The organism is Streptomyces caelestis (assembly GCF_014205255.1).
Lineage (GTDB): Bacteria > Actinomycetota > Actinomycetes > Streptomycetales > Streptomycetaceae > Streptomyces > Streptomyces caelestis.
In genome coordinates this window covers 8,463,073-8,480,789 of record NZ_JACHNE010000001.1, presented here as the reverse complement: position 1 = coordinate 8,480,789, position 17,717 = coordinate 8,463,073, and the positions used below count along the sequence as shown (strand labels likewise).

11 protein-coding genes and 2 pseudogenes are annotated in these 17,717 nt (G+C 67.3%); 2 read left to right on the top strand and 11 right to left on the bottom strand.

The window, feature by feature from the left end; translation table 11 throughout:
• Window positions 1–20: 20 nt before the first annotated feature.
• Window positions 21–878: a zinc ABC transporter permease AztB gene (gene aztB / locus HDA41_RS38375; RefSeq protein WP_184992352.1), complete on the bottom strand. Its 858-nt coding sequence runs from the start codon at window positions 876–878 to the stop codon at window positions 21–23.
• Between the two features lie 15 nt (window positions 879–893).
• Between aztB and aztA the strand changes: the two genes are divergently transcribed.
• Window positions 894–1,634 carry a zinc ABC transporter ATP-binding protein AztA gene (gene aztA / locus HDA41_RS38370; protein ID WP_184992350.1) on the top strand — a complete coding sequence of 247 codons (741 nt, stop codon included), beginning with the start codon at window positions 894–896 and terminating at the stop codon, window positions 1,632–1,634.
• 401 nt (window positions 1,635–2,035) lie between these two features.
• Here the strand turns inward: aztA and HDA41_RS38365 are convergent, their stop codons facing one another.
• From HDA41_RS38365 to HDA41_RS38325, 10 genes and pseudogenes are all read right to left on the bottom strand, one after another.
• Complete coding sequence (locus tag HDA41_RS38365; RefSeq protein WP_184992348.1) at window positions 2,036–3,349, bottom strand: RICIN domain-containing protein; 1,314 nt, start codon at window positions 3,347–3,349, stop codon at window positions 2,036–2,038.
• A 19-nt stretch (window positions 3,350–3,368) separates the two neighbouring features.
• On the bottom strand, window positions 3,369–5,288 hold the full coding sequence (locus HDA41_RS38360; protein WP_184992347.1) for a glycosyl hydrolase 53 family protein: 1,920 nt from the start codon (window positions 5,286–5,288) through the stop codon (window positions 3,369–3,371).
• Between the two features lie 138 nt (window positions 5,289–5,426).
• Window positions 5,427–5,831 (bottom strand): annotated as a pseudogene (locus tag HDA41_RS42915) (carbohydrate-binding protein); the annotation flags it as partial.
• Between the two features lie 573 nt (window positions 5,832–6,404).
• Window positions 6,405–7,262: pseudogene (locus HDA41_RS42910) on the bottom strand (family 43 glycosylhydrolase); the annotation flags it as partial.
• Window positions 7,263–7,620: 358 nt separating this feature from the next.
• Window positions 7,621–8,967 carry a right-handed parallel beta-helix repeat-containing protein gene (locus HDA41_RS38350; protein ID WP_230299715.1) on the bottom strand — a complete coding sequence of 449 codons (1,347 nt, stop codon included), beginning with the start codon at window positions 8,965–8,967 and terminating at the stop codon, window positions 7,621–7,623.
• A 4-nt stretch (window positions 8,968–8,971) separates the two neighbouring features.
• The gene (locus tag HDA41_RS38345; RefSeq protein ID WP_184992346.1) at window positions 8,972–10,825 is read right to left on the bottom strand and encodes a rhamnogalacturonan lyase family protein; all 1,854 of its coding nucleotides are present in this window, start codon (window positions 10,823–10,825) and stop codon (window positions 8,972–8,974) included.
• 99 nt (window positions 10,826–10,924) lie between these two features.
• Window positions 10,925–11,761 (bottom strand): carbohydrate ABC transporter permease, encoded by an 837-nt coding sequence (locus tag HDA41_RS38340; protein WP_184992345.1) that lies wholly within the window; start codon window positions 11,759–11,761, stop codon window positions 10,925–10,927.
• Entirely contained in the window at window positions 11,751–12,767 is a 1,017-nt protein-coding gene (locus tag HDA41_RS38335; RefSeq protein WP_184992344.1) for a carbohydrate ABC transporter permease, read from the bottom strand. Before HDA41_RS38335 ends, HDA41_RS38340 begins: the two co-directional genes overlap by 11 nt.
• The gene (locus HDA41_RS38330; protein WP_184992343.1) at window positions 12,768–14,051 is read right to left on the bottom strand and encodes an ABC transporter substrate-binding protein; all 1,284 of its coding nucleotides are present in this window, start codon (window positions 14,049–14,051) and stop codon (window positions 12,768–12,770) included.
• A gap of 522 nt (window positions 14,052–14,573) precedes the next feature.
• Window positions 14,574–15,539, bottom strand: coding sequence for a PaaX family transcriptional regulator (locus HDA41_RS38325; RefSeq protein ID WP_184992342.1), 966 nt, complete (start codon window positions 15,537–15,539; stop codon window positions 14,574–14,576).
• A 574-nt stretch (window positions 15,540–16,113) separates the two neighbouring features.
• Between HDA41_RS38325 and HDA41_RS38320 the strand changes: the two genes are divergently transcribed.
• The gene (locus tag HDA41_RS38320; RefSeq protein ID WP_230299714.1) at window positions 16,114–17,445 is read left to right on the top strand and encodes a glycoside hydrolase family 5 protein; all 1,332 of its coding nucleotides are present in this window, start codon (window positions 16,114–16,116) and stop codon (window positions 17,443–17,445) included.
• The last annotated feature ends 272 nt before the right edge of the window (window positions 17,446–17,717 follow it).

The following is a 17,717-nucleotide window of genomic DNA, read 5'->3' as shown; positions in this document are numbered from 1 at the left end:
AGGGATCGCCTCGGGTTCTTTCAGTCGGTTGCCGCGGCGTGAACGCCGACGAGGCGCGCACGGCGGTGGTGGCGGAGACCGGATGCCAGGTGGGAGAGGAAGAACAGGCTCACCGCGAGGGCCGAGACGGTCGCCCCGGCCGCGGTGCTCAGGTGCCAGGACAACAGCAGGCCGCAGAAGGTGGCGGTGATGCCGAGCAGCGCCGCGAGGGCCATGACACCTCGCACACTGCGCGCCCAGGGCAGCGCGGCCGCCGGCGGGGCGATGAGCAGGCCCAGGACCAGCAGTGTCCCGACGATGTGGAAGGAGGCGACGATGGCCAGCGCGAGCAGGCCGAGCAGCACGGCGTGGGCGAGGCGGGGACGCAGGCCGAGCGTGCGGGCCTTGCGCGGGTCGAAGGCCAGGGCGAGGAAGGCCCGATGGCCGAGAACGGAGACGACCAGGGCCAGCAGCAGCGCCACGCCCAGCAACACCAGGTCCTGCTCACGGACGGCGAGGACGTCACCGAAGAGGAACCCGGTCAGGTCGACCGCGAAGGACTGCGAGCGCGACACGATGATGACACCGAGGGACAGCATCCCCACGAAGAGCAGGCCGATGCCGGTGTCCTGGGACAGCCTCGGAGTGCGGCCGAGGACGGTGACACCGGCGGTCATGACGACCGCGCTCAGCAGCGCTCCGACCAGCAGGTTGCCACCGAGCAGCGCGGCGAGCGCGACTCCGGGCAACAGCCCGTGGGACATGGCGTCGCCCAGGAACGCCATCCCCCTGAGCACCACCCAGGTGCCGGCCAGGGCGCAGATCACCGACACCAGCATCCCGCCCCACAGGGCCCGTTGCACAAAGGTCACCTCGAAGGGACCTGTCAACCACTCCATGCGATGGACACTACAATGAAAATCATGTTCAAAACATCCTCCTCTTTTCCTCAAGCCGCGGGCAGAACGCCCCGCGTCCGCCTCACCGGGCTCTGCGCCGGTTACCCGGGCCGTCCCGTCCTGCAACAACTTGACCTGGAGATACCGGCGTTGGCCGCCACCGCGCTCGTCGGTCCGAACGGGAGCGGGAAGTCCACGCTGCTCGGAGTCCTGGCCGGAGTGATCCCACCCACATCAGGCGAGCTCCACCACGCCGGCGGCCGGCCACCGGCGTTCGTCCCGCAGCGCGGCGCCCTCGGGGACGCACTGCCGCTGACGGTCAGGCAGACGGTGGAGATGGGGCGCTGGGGCGAACGCGGACCGTGGCGACGGCTGACCCGGCAGGACCACGCCACCGTGGACACGGCCATGGAGCGCCTGGGCATCGCCGGCCTCGCCACCCGGCAACTCGGGGAGCTGTCCGGCGGGCAGAGGCAGCGCACCCTGATCGCCCAAGGGCTCGCCCAGGAGTCGGATCTGCTGCTGCTGGACGAACCGACCACGGGACTCGACCCCGAGGCACGGGAGCGGATCGGGGTGCTGCTGACGGAGCTGGCCGCCGACGGGGTGACCGTCGTCCAGGCCACGCACGACCTGGAGGCCGCACGCTCGGCGGATGCCTGCCTCCTGCTCCGCGACGGTCACCTGGCAGGACAGGGGCGCCCCGAGCAGGTGCTCACCACCTCGACGCTCGCCCGGATCTGGCAACCGGCGTGACGCCACCGCCCTCTCCGTCCGCTCGGGCACCCGGGCCGAACCCGAGCGCCTCCTGGACCGCCCCGCCCCACGATCGACCTGCTCGGCACCCTGGAAAATCGCACGTCCCGGCTGCCGCTCGCTTTCCTGCACAGCTTCATGGGCTCGGCGCTCATCCCCCGGCACCCCCTTCTACGAGATCGACGGCGGCGCCGCACGCCTGGCGCCCTGCTGGCCCGGGTGCGCGATCGGGTCCGCGATCATTGCGCCGACGAGGACGAACGCGGTGCGGCGTCTGCATGAACGTCGCGGTGAGGTCGGATCGTGGAAAGGCCCGTCCCATGTGGTCGCGAAGGGTTGTCTGCGCCATGTCGGGGCACCGCCCGCCCTGTTGCCCGAGCGGTGCCCCGACAGGCCCCGGGTCAGACGCGGCGGCGGGTGAAGCGCTGGTTGGGGTTGCCGGTGTAGGTCCACTGGGAGATGCGGGCGCCGTCGACGGTCGAGTACTCCCAGACATCCATCGCCAGGCCGGACTCCCGGTTGACGAGGCTGATCACGCCACTGCCGTGGTCGACCACGCGCCACTGCTGACCGGTGGCGCCGGTGTCGGCCTGTTGGACGACGTCCGCGCCGGTCGCGGTGCCCGTGGGTTGGAGGAACAGGCCACTGTGCAGTGCCTTGACGCGGACGTGGCCGTTGCCGGCCTCGACGAACTCGAACTGCTGGTTGGGGCGGCTATTGGTGGTCCGCTGGACGAGCCGCGCGCCGGCGGCGGTGGAGGCCCCGTTGATCTCGGCGGCCTTGCCGCTGTGCTGGGCCAGCAGGGTGTAGGGGCCCGGGCCGCCGGGCGAATCGCCCAGCACGGATTCCCACCTGGTGTTGGACCCGGCCGCGTCAGCCGGGAGACGGTCCCGTGCGGCGGTGTCGCCGTACATGGTCCAGCGGGCCCAGTCGACGACGGTCCTCGGGAAGCGCTGGTCGCTCCAGAAGCTGGTGTGGCTGCCACCGACGAAGGTGAGGAACGCCTTGGGCCAGGCAATCTCCTTGTACGCCTGCCGGGCCGAGGAGTACTGCGTGGTCGAGTCCCGGTCGCCGTGCACGAACAGGACCTTGGCGGAGACCGAACTGGACGGGTTGCCCATGTCCACGCAGGACTGGGGGTTGGCGGAGATGATCCGGCGGTCGGGCCACGAGGTCAGCAGACCGTGGGTCACCATGCCGCCCAGGGAGTGGCCCGAGACGCCGACGCCGATGCCGGTGTTGATGTGCCCGGCCAGCGGACCGCTCGCGTTGAGCGCGAGGGTGTTGGTGAGGATCTGCGAGACGTCCTTGGAGGTGTTGCCGTTGTTGACGTCATTGAAGTTGTGGGTGAAGTGCGGGGCGGGGACGACGAAGCCCGCCGAGGCCAGGGCCCGGATGATGAACAGGGAGTTCTGCGGGCTGCTTCCGTAGCCGTGGGTGAAGTTGTAGACGGGGAAGACACCGCCTGCGACCGGGGCGTCCGTCACCGGGTTGCCGCCGGGGGTACCGGTGGCCGGGTAGTAGACGTAGGTGGTGCACGGGCGGCTGCCGCGGGTCCAGTTGTACCGGCGCACGCCGACCGCGAACGGCGTGGTCGGCGCCGTGTCCAGCGGCCCGGCGGCGGCCGGTGCCTGTCCTGCGCCGAGCAGGGACAGGCCCACGCCCGTCGCTCCGGCCGCGCTCATGCTGAGGAATGTCCGTCGTTGCATGGTCATGGATGACTCCTTGAGGTGGTCAAGTCGTGTGCGCCGCGCTGGGAACGACGTCGATGACCGCCGTGACCGGTCCTGTGTCGGTCATCCCGGTGACTGTCACCTCACCCGGCCTGTCGGTCGCGCCAGGTGGCAACGGCTGCCAGCGGACGGGGACACGGGTGATCCTGTTGTTGGCGGTGGTGAGCATGTGGATGGAGGAAGGCAGCTTCGGGGCGGCTCCCACCACGGTGGCGGTGTGGACGGTGTCCTGGAGGATGTGCTTGGCGCGGCTGGCGTTGAAGACGTTGATGGACGCGTGCGGCTCCCACGTGTTCGCCAGTCCGGGCACGGCCCGGAACATCGGCTGGTAGCCGGCCGGCTCCCACACCAGCACACCTGAACCTCGGTTGTCGACCACGTCGTTGGCGGCCTGGAACACCCTCCGGACAGCGTCCGCCTGGCCCTGAATGGTTCGCGGGAACGGTGAGTTGGGCAACGGCGAGCCGTCGCCGCCCGAGGCGGGATAGGCGGTTTCCGCGATGTCGATCTCGTAGCCGGGATAGGTGGTGGCCATGGTGTTCAGGTTGCGATCCAGCGCCTCGGGCGTACCGTGCCACTCCGGGTAGTACGAGATGGCCAGCACATCAGGGTTCTGACCCTTCGCCTTCACCCGGGTGAGGAACTGGTGCCAGAACTCCATGGTTTTGGCGAGCTTGTCCTTGTCGACGATGACGTGTATCTCGACCTTGGATGTCGGTGACGCGTCGCGGACGGCCTTGATCCCGGCCGCGGCCAGGGTGGTGAACCGGTCCCACGCCTGGTCGTAGAGCTTCTGCTCCACCGGGTCCGTTGACCGCCAGTACTTCCACAGCAGGCCACCGCCGGGCTTCGACTGGTAGATATCGGCCTGGTCGACGAAATACGGCGGACTCGTCGTGCCGATGTGGGCCGCCTCGCTGCCGTACATGAAACCGTTGATGATCTCGTTACCGACGGCCACCTTCTCCGGCGTGGTGCCCTGCTGGATCAACCGGTCCAGATAGTCGGCGGTGAAGTCGTACACGGCCTGGGACAGGTCCGCGAACTCCAACCCGGCCCATGCACGTGGTTTCGGTTGCTTGCTCGGGTCCGCCCATGAGTCCGCGTAGTGGAAGTCGATACCCAGGCCCATGCCCCGCTGCTTGATCGACTTCGCTGAGACCAGTGAACGCTCCGGGCCCTGGCGCGGTATCGGCGTCGGTTGACCGGTGCTCTCGCTGCGCGGCTCGTTGAAGATCCGCAGCCGGGTGTGCTGCATGCCCCGATCCTTGGCCACGTCGAGCAGGTGCGGTCCGGCGCCGCGGTCTTCGGCCAGGGGGTCGACCCAGTACTGCTGGTCCTGGACGTCGTCCATCCAGGACAGATCGGCGCCGAGGGTGAGGTCGTTGCGCAGGTAGTTGAAGACCTGGAGCTCGCTGACACCAGCCCGGGCACGGTCCGGCACGCCTGTGAACATCAGCCGGACGAAGCGCGTTGCCGGCCGGGTGAACAGGTGTACTTCCCCTCGTGACACGGCTCGGTTGTGGGACCTGTCGGTGATGGTCTTCCACCGGCGACCGTCGGATGAAGCCTCGACGACGTACCGATAGGTCACGCCACGGTCGGGGAACATCACCTTGACCTTGCGCAGGTTGTCGTAGGTTCCACCGAGGTCGACGGTGAGCCACTGCCGGGCGCCGGCACGACCGGGTTGCCAGGACGTCGTCGGGTCGCCGTCGATGGCCAGCCCGGCGTTCGACGAGCCGTTACTGGCCGTCGCCGAGGCCCAGGGCTTGGCAGCGATATTGCTTTCGATCGGCTTGATGTCCGCGGTTCCGAAGGTCGCATGGGCCGGTGCGGGCACCATGAGTAACGTCGCGGACACCATGGTGACCAACGTCGTCGTGCCCGCGACGACACGGGGCAGACGCTTGCTGCTCATGTGCTTCTCCTGACGATGTGACGTACTTGCGGCAAGTGCCGTTTCGCCGGTGTCGTGGTCTCAAGGACGCGACCCTGCGCGCTCTGCCGGTCGAAGAGACCGGCAGAGCGTGGGATGTCAGCGAGTCGCGGCACCGACATCGAGGTAGTCGACGTTGGGCAGTCCGGCTGCCGTGGTCGGATCCAACCGGATGGTGTTGCTGCCGGCGTTCAGCGGGACGGTCACGGTCTTGGTCGTCCACGTCGTCCACGCACCGGTGGGCTCGAACGAAACGGTCCCCACCGTGGATCCGTTGACGATCAGGTTCGCCGGCCTCGCACCGCTAGTGGAGCCATTGGCGAACCGGACCGCCACCGTCGCCGTGCCGGCGGCCGCCGGGGTCACCGTGAACTGCGCGAAGGCCCCCGCAGCGGCAGTGCCGTTGCAGAACCCGCTACCGGAAAAGCCCGCTTGGTTCGAGTCGATCGTGCCCTCACACACCGCCGGCGCGGTCTCTGCCTCGTAACGCTGTCCCACTGGCGCGTCGGCAGAGGTCTTGACCAGTGAGAGTTGGTCGACGGTGACGCCGCCCGAACCCGACGCCCGCACGGTGACGGTGGCGGCGCCGCTGGGCAGCGCTATGCCGGTGAGCTCGCGCTTGGCCCAGCCGCTCGACGACGGGATGCTGAGGGTGCGTTGGCTGCCGTTGGCTCCGGTGATCACGACCTGTCCGGCGCTGCCCCGAGCGTGCAGGGACAGGGTGTAGGTGCCTGTGGGCACCGACTCGATCCGCTGCTCGACGCCGCCGCTGTTGCTCACCTGGAGGGCGAAGCGAGACCCGTTCGCACCACCGTTGACGTTGGTCACCGAACCGCCGAGGTTCCGCCATCCGCGCACACTGGAGACGATGATGCGGTCGGCCTGGATGTCGGGGTTGAGGATGTAGTTGTTCGCCGGCCCGACGCGCCACTCGCCGGTCGTGACGTTGAACTGCCACTGGCTCACCGAGTGGAACTGCGGCCTCGCGCCGGTCTTGGTGATCGGCACCCACTGGTTGTACCCGATGCCGTTCCAGGCGAAGTCGGCCCAGCGGTCGCCGGCGTAGATGACCGTGTTCTGCTTGGTGCCCTTGACCGTCACGAAGAACCCGGTCTGGGTCACGTGGCTGTAGTCCATCTCGGTGCCGGGAAGGACGTACTCGCTGCTGTACGAGCCCTGAACGTTGCTGCTGGTCGACTCATTGACGTAGTTGACCGAGGTGTTCCAGCCGTGCAGGTCCGACGCCGCGTGGTAGTACTTGCCGTCGAGCTTGAACATGGCGTTGCCCTCGCGACCGTCGCCGCGGCGGATCTCCACGCCTGGCTCGATCCGCAGCGAGTCGGACTCCCGGAACTTGGCCACGAAGCCGCGCGACCGTCCTTCGCGGTTGGAGAAGATCAGGTAGTCCTTGCCGTTGTCGTCGGTGAAGACGGTCTGATCCCCGGTGCCGGTCGTGGGCGAGTTGGTGATCTGGGTCTGGAAGTAGCCGTAGTCGAAGGTGTCGGTGGGTGAGTCGCCCTGCAGCAGCAGAACGCCGTGCCCGCCCCTGCCCGTGTGCCACATCTGCACGGCGAGCACGTACTTGCCGGTGTTCTCGTTGTACGAGACGCCGAGCCGCCCGACCCAGCCCGCACCACCCAGGTTGGCGCCGCTGCCCACGCCGGTGGAGCGCGTCGCGACGCGGTTCTCGAACTTCCAGTTCACCAGGTCCTTGGACGAGTACACGGGGATCGAGACGAAGCTGACGTTGCCGTCGTACTTCCTCGTCGGATTGGCCCGGTAGAGCTCGGCGCCGGTGTAGTGCACGCCGTACCAGTAGTAGGTGTCGCCGAACTTGAAGACCCCACCGCCCTGCGAATAAATGGGGTTGCCGCTGGTGTCGTTCCAGAAGGTGTTGTTCGTGATGGTCTGGAACGTGCCCTCGTCGGCGGCCTTCAGATCGGCGGCGGCGGTCATCAGGGCCGTCTTCGCGTCGGCGACCTCCGACGTGGTGGCCGACGTGTCGCCGGCGACATCGGTCGCGGTCCTCAACGCCTTGGCGAAGGGTTTCCAGGAGCCGGCCGTGTACTTCGACGGAGTGCGGGTCTGATAGTCGGACACCAGGTACTCGAGGCCGCGATCTTTCGCCGGTCCAGCAGCGGCACCCTGGTCCTGGAGCGCCGTGACCGATGTCTTCGTGGCCGACGTCTCCGTTGCCGGTGTCTCTGCGGCAGCGGTGCTCGCCGAGAGGGGTGCCGCTAACGCCACGGACAACAACGCGGCGGCGGCCAATTTCCAGTACCTCGTACCGATAGACGTTCTTTGCCTCAAGATGTCACCTTCCATCGTTCTCAAAGGCGCCGAGGTCCGGCGCGCTTCCACTGAAGGGCAGTCCCACGCCGGTGCCCTTGTCGATCAGGGCGCTGTTCGCCGCGAGACGGAGGTGGGGCAGCACCGGCAGGCTCCCGTCGGTCTGACGGGGCGCGTCCCAGCCGGACGTCGACACACTCCGGAACTGGGAGTCCGACAGCGGGACGCCGAGGTTCCAGGAGTTGTACGCCGCGTTCGTTCCGGTCATGTACGACGTCGGCGTTCCGGTGTAGGCGATGTTGTTGCGCAGGTTGCCCCGGCCGACGGCGGCGCCGCTCGAGTCGACGCCACGCATGTTGAAGTTGGGGTTGTTTCCGTAGCCGGTGTTGTTGAAGAAGTCGTTGGCCACCGGGTGGTGGTTGGCGTAGAAGCCGGCCGCCTTGTTGAGGAACGCCACCGAGAAGCGGACGGTGTGCTTGGGCGCGTTGGCTTCGTAGTCGCCGCCGTAGCCGCCCGACTTGAAGCCGGCTCCGTTGCCGGAGGGCGTCGTCGTCCCCGGCACGTACCCGTTGCGCCAGGCCCACGAGTTCTCGATGGTCACGGGCGAGTAGGTGGAGATGAGGTCGAACCCGTCATCGGCGTTCCACCACGCGCGACAGCCCCGGAACACGTTCGCGGCGCGGCCGGCCGGCGTGTAGTGCGAACCGAACCCGTCGGCGTTTTCGCCGGGACCGTCGCTGCTGCGTGGGTCGTAGTTGTCATGCGAGTCCGAGTTGAGGACGAGGTTGCCGCCCCCGCCGTTGACGAACAGGCCGGTTCCCATGTGGTGGGTGTTGATCTGCTCGAAGACGTTGTTGCTGCCGGAGACCCAGATCCCCCAGGACTCGGCGTTCCGGTTGTTGTTCTGGGGAACGCCCTTGACTTCCAGTCCTTTGAGGTGGATCCAGCTGCCGGTGACGTTGAAGCCCTTGATGCGGCAGTTGTCCGTCATCCGCGAGAAGTCGAAGACCGGTTTCTCGCCCGGCTGGGCCGAGTACCGGATCGGGTTGCCCGAGCTGCCGCTCTTGTCCAGGGTGATCGCGTCGACTCTGGCGGTCTGGCTCGAACAGGTGCTGTTCGCACGGGTGTAGGCGTAGGTGCCGCCCCGGAAATAGACCGTGTCACCCGCCTTGGCGACGGCCTGTGCGCGGGCGATCGATGCCCACGGAGCGGCCTGCGTACCCGCTGCGCCGTCATTCCCGTTCGGGGCGACGTAGTAGGTGTTTCCGGCCGCCGCACCGCTCGCGGACGCCGAGCCGGGGGCCATGGCGATGGAGCTCGCCGTGACCACCGAGAGCAGGAGGACAGGGGTGGCGAACTTCGCGGTTCTCACAGCCTCAGCTCCCGGAGTAGGTGATGTTCGGCCGCGGTGGCCGGGTCATGCCGGCGCCGAGGAAGTAGTCGACGTGGTGGGACTGCATGTATCCCTTGAACGTCATGGCGTTGCGGTAGGCGGGGTTGTGCGCGAGCGTGTACAGCCGTGTGCTCGTCGGGCGATCGGTGGTGAAGATGATCAGCTGGTTGTGGCTCGCGTTGGTGTACACGGCTTCCTCACGCCAGTCGCCGAGTATGTCGCCGTAGAAGGTGGGCTGGACGTCCTGGCTCGCGTCGACCGCTCCGTAGTTCGAGGTGGTGAGCAGCCGTGTCAGGCTGTTGCTGGGCTTGGGGTTGTTCGGGTCCCACTTCTCGAACTTGCCGTCGTTGAGCAGCTCCATCGTGAGGTCGCCGTCCCACCACAGGCCCAGCTGCGGCCAGGGACGCAGCGAGGTGTTCGGTTCGGTGAGGCGGTTGGCGGGTGCGTTGTAGAGGCCTGAGAAGGACCAGACCTCCATGCCGGGGAACCGTGGGTCGATGTCGCCGGCCATGCCGCGTCCCACGTCGGCGGTGCCGGACGCGGTGTGTCGCCAGATGATGGAGCCGTTGGTGGCGTCGTAGTAGTACTCGCGCAGACCGCTGGGGTTGTCCTGCTGGACGCCATAGCCCTGCAAGCCCGGGCGGTTGGGGTCCATCTTGGCGATGTGGAAGCGGTCGCCGTGGATGACGCCCGCCGGGCCCAGGGAGTACCGCAGGGTGCCGTTGCCGTTGAGCACGAACCCGATCTCGGCGACCTCGTCGGTCCCGTCGCCGTCGACGTCGATGGCGCGGGTGTTGTGCCCGTCGGGTGTGTTCTGGTTGCCGCGCAGCCACTTCCACTGCTGGGTCAGGGACTGGCCGGTGAACTGCCAGGCGCCCATCATGAGGTTGAACGCCCCGTTGCCCCTCCGGTTCTTCATGAAGGCGACCAGACTGGGCCGGGAACCGTCGAGGTAGCCCACACCGAACCGGGCGTACATCGGGCCGTCCGCCAGGTAGTCCGTCGGCACGGGAGCGGTCGCGCGGGGCGCCCCGGTCATGCCGTCGAGGATCGCGATGAACTGGCGGTTGTTGTCGCTGTGGGTGAAGGTGGTGCCGTTGCCGAAGCGGACACCGCCCGCGATCCGCACGGCGACCTCGGCGCGGCCGTCGCTGTCGAAGTCGTAGACGGTCACGCCGTCGTTGTGGCCGACGTCGATGGTGGACGATCCGCCTTCGATGTTGTTCTGGTTGGTGCTGTTCGGGCCCATGTTGACCGACCAGAGGAGCTGCCCGTCGCGCCGGTAGGCCTCGAGTGTCTGCGGCGATGTCTGGCGATCCAGGACGAAGTCGTACTCACCGTCGCCGTCGAGGTCGCCGACCCAGACGAACTTCACCGGGCCACCGGCGCGCAGCGGTACGCGAACGGCCGGCTCGACGGCGTGGTTGGCGGTCAGGGTGAAGGCGCCGCTCGGTGGCTGCTCCGCGCCGTTGATCACGGGCCGTACCCGGTAGCTGTTCGACCGGGTCAAGTCGGCGGTCGAGTCGGTGAAGTTGGTGCCTTGGGTCAGGACCGCGGAGTTGAGCTTGACCTCCTGGCCTCCGGCAGTGGACCGGTAGACGTTGAACCCGATGCCGTCCGGATCGAGTCCCAGCAGCCGCCAGGAGACGAGAACACTGGTGTTGCCCGACCGCACGGCCACGACACCGCGGCCGAGGTTCTCCATCGGTCTGGCGGCCGCCGCCGCGACGCCGTCCGTCGGCGTCGCGGCACCCGCGTCGACTCCGAGCGTCGTGGCCGCGGCGGACAGGAGTACGGCTGTGGCCCCGGCTAACGAGACCTTGATGGACTGTTTCATGGATCCTCCCGTGCAGGGGCAGGGCTCGTGCCTGCCCTAAGAACTCGACGCAGGTGCGGAGACTGCTTTTCGAAAGGCGCCGAACAGGCGCGTGCTGTTTCAGAACTTCATGGCGCCGGCGGCCAGGTTGGCGATGAAGTGGCGCGAGCCGATCAGGAAGACCCCGATCAGCGGGATCACCGACATGAGCGCTCCGGCGATGACCATCGACTGGTCGGTGGTGTAGACGCCGTTCAGCTGCTGCACGGCCACCTGGAGCGTCACCTTGCCCGGGTCGGTCATCACGATCAGGGGCCACAGGTAGTCGTTCCAGATGTGGAAGAAGGTGAAGATCCCCAGGAACGCCAGCCCCGGGCGGAGCACCGGCAGCCCCACCGTCCACCACTGGCGGAAGAACCCGGCACCGTCGACCCTCGACGCCTGGATCAGCTCGTCGGCGATCGCCCCCTGCGCGTACTGCCGCATCCAGAAGATCCCGAACGCGTTGGCCGCACCGGGGATGATCAGTGCCTTGAGCGAACCGACCCAGCCGAGCCAGGCCAGGGTGACGAACTGCGGCACCAGCGCCAGCTGCATCGGGATCATGAAGGTGGCCAGCACGATCCAGAACAGCACCCTCCGCCCGGGGAAGTCGTACTTGGCGAAGGCGAAGGCGGCCAGCGAGTCGAAGAGCAGCACCAGGAACGTCACGGATGTGGCGGCCACGACGGTGATGCCCATCGACCCCCAGAAGTCGATCCCGTCGAACACCTTGTTCATGTTCTCCCACAGGTGGGGGCCGGGGACCAGCTCGGGCGGGTAGGCGAAGATGTCCCCGGTGGTGTTCGAGGCCATCACGAACATCCAGTAGAACGGGAAGATCGTGATCAGCACGCCCAGCAGGAGCACGGCGTGGCCCACGATCGTCCGCGACCTGGCGGCCGTCTCAGCGCGCACGTGACTTCCCCTTCCGCTTGCCGGTGCCGATCGCGTCCTCGTCGCGGCCGCCGATCAGCCGCCAGTTGATGACGGAGAACACCGCGATCAGGAGGAACAGCGCCCAGCCGACGGCCGCGCCGTAGCCGAACCGGTTGAAGACGAACGCCTGCTGGTACAGGTAGAGCACGATGGTGGTGGCCTCGCCGCCGGGCCCGCCGACGTTCCCGTTGTCGTCCACCGGGAACAGCACCTGCGGCTCGGTGAACAGTTGCAGGCCGCCGATGGTGGAGGTGACGGCGACGAACAGGATCACCGGGCGGAGCATGGGGAGGGTGATCCGGAAGAAGGTCTGGCGGTTGTTGGCGCCGTCGACCTTGGCCGCCTCGAACACGTCGCTGGAGATGGCCTGCAGGCCGGCCAGGCAGATGATGGCGTTGTAGCCGACCCACCGCCAGATGGTGATCGCCGCCACGGAGACCTTCATCGCCCACGGGTCGGACAGCCAGCCGACCCCGCCGGAGTTGATCGCCCTCAGCGCGCTGTTGAGCAGCCCGGAGCTGTCGCTGAAGACCGAGCCGAGCACCAGGGTCATCGCCACGATCGAGGTGATGTTCGGGACGAAGTAGGCCACCCGGTAGAACGCCTTGAACCGCACGGCGGTGTGCAGCGCGTAGGCGATGACCAGCGCCAGGAAGACCATCGGGACGGTGGACAGGATCCAGATGATCAGGGTGTTGCCGATCGACTGCCAGAAGTCGGAGTCGGTCACCAGGTACGCGTAGTTGTCCCAGCCGATCGACCGCGTCTCTCCGATGCCGTCCCACGACATGAACGACAGGTAGACGGAGAAGCCGACCGGGAAGACGCCGAAGACGGCGAAGAGGATGAAGAAGGGGGACACCGCCGTGTACATCGGCCAGTAGCGGCGCCAGCCGGGCAGCGGTCTGGACCCGTCCGGCGGCGGCTTGGCGGCGCTCCCGCGCGGCTTGACGGCCTTCCCGCGCGGCGCATCGGCGAGGCCCATTCAGATCGCCCCCTCGCGGGTCAGCTCGCGCTCGATGGTGTCCTGGGCGTCCCTCCATGCCGTGTCGACGTTCTTACCGGACTCCACGTTGGCGAGCTCGGCGGCGAAGACGGGGTCCATCACCCGGTCGTACGGGCTCTTGTAGACGGTCCTGACCTGCCGCGCCGACGGGCCGAACACCTCGATGGTGCGCTGCCCGCCGTAGAAGGGCCGAGGCTCACGCATCTCCGGCCTCGTGAAGGAGCGCGGAGAGGACGGGAACAGCGACATCTCCGTGAACGCCTTGACCTGGTTCTCCGGAGACTGCAGCCAGGTGATGAACTTGTAGGCCGCCTCGGGGTTCTTGGAGTACTTGGTGATCGCCAGGAAGGAGCCGCCGACGTTGCCGGCACCGCCGGGCGGGTCGGTCACCCGCCACTTGCCCTCGGTCTTCGGCGCGGCCGACTCCGGGAAGGCGAGGCCCCACCACACCGCGCCGATGCCGACCGGCTGGCGGCCGCTGGTGACCACGCCGTACAAGTCGGTGGAGCCCTCCGGGGCGCCGGCCGACAGGCCGTCCCTGCCGATCCGGTAGGCCAGTTCGAATGCCTCGCGCAGCTCGTCCCGGTCGCCGATGTACCGGCCGTCCTGGGTCATGAACTTGCCGGCCAGCTGGCCGAGCCGGATGCTCCAGACGTGGTGGATGTTGGGGCAGATCACCGCGCGCTCCTGGGACTTCCGCAGCTCCTTGCCCAGGGCGATGAATCCGTCCCAGTCCGGGGCCCGGGCGGCGAGCTCCTTCGGGTCGGTGGTGATCCCGGCTTCCTTGAGCAGGTCGGTGCGGTAGAACAGCCCGGTGGGGCCGGTGTCCATGGGGAACGCGATCATCCGGCCCTCGGGCGTGACGCACTCGTTCCACTTCCAGTCCAGGTACCGGCTCTTCAGCTCGGCCGCACCGAAGTCGTTCAGGTCGACGAACACGTCCTGGTTGGGGAAGTAGGTGGCCACGTCGGAGTTGATGCCGATGATGTCCGGCACCAGGGACTTACCGGCGAGCGCGGTACGCACCTTGGTGTTGAAGTGGCCGCCGATGTTGGTGCGGCTGAGTCGGAAGCCCTCGGCCCCGGGAATGCCCTTCGTCTCGGCCCGGGCGACCAGCTCGTCGCTCACCGACCGGTCCCAGGTCCACAGCGTGATCTCATCCGGGTCGCCGAGGGTGCGCTGCGACCCGCAGCCGGTCGGCCCGAACCCTCCGGCGGCCGCTCCGGCGCCCAGCGCCAGAAGCCGCCTTCGTGACACTGCCATGGGCGCGTGCACCACCTTCCGAGCGAGCGGCCCACCTCTTGATCGCTCCGGTGGTGACCGAACAGACATCGCGAACGGCTGCTCTGGTTGAACAGGGTGCGGCGTTGTTGAGGATGCTCGGCGTTGCCGCCGACGCGCTCCCGTTGAAGCCCCCCGGCCAGGCACAGGACGACAGGGGACGTTCACGTCGATGATGCTCCGCCCGCCCAGCGCCCTGCTGCCGTCGCTCCCGGTCATCCACCGCTTCGTGATCCACGCGAAGGCAGCCACCTGGTCGTTGATGACGCCCTTGGGCGAGCACCAGTCGTAACTCACGCATGGAGAAGCCTCCTGTCATCACTGATGCGGAGGTACAAAAGCCCGAGGCGGCGAGGGGCGTGCATGCGATCTGCTCTCTGCGACCACATGACTGTGAACGCTCCCACACCTCTCTCGAATAACAGAAAGAGTCACCATCGGACTCACATCTGTCAATCTCTGCGACCCAAATCCCTCTGAACTCAGGGTCGGACCGCCGGGCCGTCAGCCGTCGCTGTGACCGATACCAGCACTCATGCCGGCGATCGTGTGGGCACTGATGCCGAGGTGCGGACCGTCCGCGGACCGGGCCGCCACCGATCGGACGTGTTCCTGGGCCGGGTGGGCCAGACCGTCGTACACCGCGACGCACACTTCCCTCGCCCGGGGCCGAGGCCAGTCGGCCGGCAGCAGATCGATGGGCAGCAGGGGGTCCAGCACCGGGAAGTGGCGGTAGGTGTTCATCACCTCGGTACGGGCTCGCACCGCCGCCGCGCCGGTGACTTCACCAGCGCTGATACGGGGCAGCAGGCCGCTCCACCGCCGGATGAAGATCTCGTACTGGGCGGCGATGCCGGGCAGGTCCCACGCCTCGACCGGGTTGCGGTTGGCCTCCGTCTCGAGATCCACCTGCCGCGCGCGGAACACGCTCACCGACCCCAGCGCCAAGTCGGCCAGCTCGGCACGCCCCTTGGGGGTGAGCGGGTGCGGCGACGCCCAGACCGCGTCGTACAGCGGAGCGAACCCCCGCCACCGCAGCGCCGTGCGCAGCGCACGCCGACGCGTGCTGTCCTGCTCCGGCACCGAGAAGGCGACCAGGGTCCACCATCCGTCCCATGAGTCGGGCTGCGTGGTGAACGTCGCGATGGAGCCACCGCCGCTCCACAGATCGACAGCGGCCTCCCGCGTCAGCCGGTACGAGCTGTACCGCCCCTGCCGACTGCCCTCCAGCACCCCCCGACGCGCCAGCCTGCTGATCGTCGTACGGGCGGCACCCGCGGCCACGTCGAACTCCCCCAGCAACGCCACGATCGCCGCCGCCGGCAACCAGGCCCGAGCCGGAAACGTGTAGTCAGCGACCAAAGTGACCGCCAAACCCGCTGGTGAACCGCCGTCCTGCCAGCGCGGCAACCGCATCGGCCTGGTGCCGTCGCCGGAGAAGATCTCCTCGAGGTGAGACAGGTTCGCCAAGGTCTGCTCCGACGCGTCGAATGGGCGGTCCCACTGTAACGGCCCGGCCTGAAGCACGGACGTGACCTGGGCGTCGGCCGCCGCCACCCTGCCCGCCGATGTCTCCGACGGCCACCTCGCACCAGGGCACGCACACCCTGAGCTGACCTGACTGACATTTCGGCGCCCGGTCGGACGCTGAGTGAAGCATACTGCCGAGTAACAGAGGGATGTCGCCTGCCGCCCTCGTTGCAAGTGCCACGGGCGGCCGCGACCGCTCGATGATGATGTTCCGGAGCCTCGACACACTGTGCACGTTCACACTGGTTCGCGCGCAACACTTGAAACGATCCTCAGCATGCGCTTACATCATCGGCACGTGTTTGACCGCGTACATTCACAGACTCGATGCGGGGCCACACTTCGAAAGAGGCCGGCGACTCAGGCCGCTCGATTCGATGGCAGCCTCATGTCCCCCAGGACCAAAGGGGGACCTGTGGCACGGCACAGTGGTCGCGTCGCCGAGTCCGCCGAACCGCTCCGTGCCTGCGCCAGCGCTTCCCACTCATGACCACCGGGGGCGTACGGCCATGCCATGACCACCGCCACGGCGCCCGGGCGGGTGGATCTACCTGGTTTTGACCCCCTCAGAACCAGAAGAGAGGAAATACCCATGGTTTCACAAGTGGGGAAGATCAGAGCCATTTTGCTTGCCGTTGTGTTGGCGGTCGTCGCATCTTTCGCCGGCCTGACGAACCAGGCATCGGCCGACACCACGACACAGCTGAACGCCTCGCAGATCGTCGCCGACATGGGCGCCGGCTGGAACCTGGGGAACCAGATGGAGGCCAACTCCAACGGATATCCCAGCGAAACTGCATGGGGCCAGCCGGTTATCACGCAGGCCCTCATCGACAAGGTGAAGTCCGCAGGCTTCAAAACAATACGAATCCCGGTCTCGTATCTGCGGCACATAGGCCCCGGCCCGGACTACACGATCAACGCCGCCTGGCTGAACAGGATCCAGGAAGTCGTCAACTACGCCTACAACCGTGGCCTGTACGTGCTGATCAACATGCACGGCGACGGCTACAAGACCATCTACGGCTCCTGGCTGATCTGTGACTCGTCCAACCAGACGGCGATCAGGGCCAAGTACCAGAAGGTCTGGCAACAGATCGCGACCAGGTTCCAGAACTACGACCAGCGCCTGATCCTGGAGTCCATGAACGAGAACTTCGACGGGCAATTCGGCCGCCCCACCCAGCCGTGCTACTCGAACATCAACAGCTACAACCAGATCTTCGTTGACACCGTGCGGAGGACCGGCGGGAACAACGGTTCAAGGTGGCTGCTCGTTCCCGGCTGGAACACGAACATCGAGTACACCGCAGGGAACTACGGCTTCGTGCTGCCGACCGACCAATACCGCTCCCCCTCCATCCCCAGTAATGAACAGCGCATCATGATCTCCGTTCACCACTACGACCCGTGGGACTTCGCCGGAGAGGAAAGCGGCACCATCACGCAATGGGGACGAGCAGCGACTAATCCGTCAAAGACGTCGACCTGGGGACAGGAGGACTACCTGGACGCGCAGTTGAAGAAGATGTACGACAAATTCGTCGTGCGGGGATACCCGGTAGTCGTCGGTGAGTACGGTGCGATCGACAAGTCATCGTTCGATTCATCGAACTCCAGGTATCGCGCGGACTACATGCGCGCCGTCGCGTCCACCGCCAAGAAGTACGGAGCGGCCCCGGTCTACTGGGACAACGGCGAAACCGGACGGTACGGGTTCGGGCTGTTCAACCGACGTTCCCATGCGGTGACCCAGCAGGGCATTATCGATGCCATCATGAGCGGCGTTGGTGGCGGTGGTCGCTCGACCGACAGCAGCACAATCTGGTCCTTCGAACGCAAGTAGCCGAAATCCAAGAACACGAGCGTCGATCGTTCATGAGTCCCCGTCGGTCTGCTGACGGGGGCTCTGTGTTTGCGTGGCGCGGTCGACGTCGGCATGCTGCGGGCCGCGCCGGCCGCGTTCGCCCTCACATAGCGCTCACACACACGCCCGTGGGCGGGAACTGGGCCGGCCGGCGCCGGTCGGGGCACACCTGCTGGTGCGCCTGGACGGCCGGGCTGCCGGCAAACGCCGCCGCGCACGACCGGGGCACAGCTCCCCCAAGGTGGTCCGGC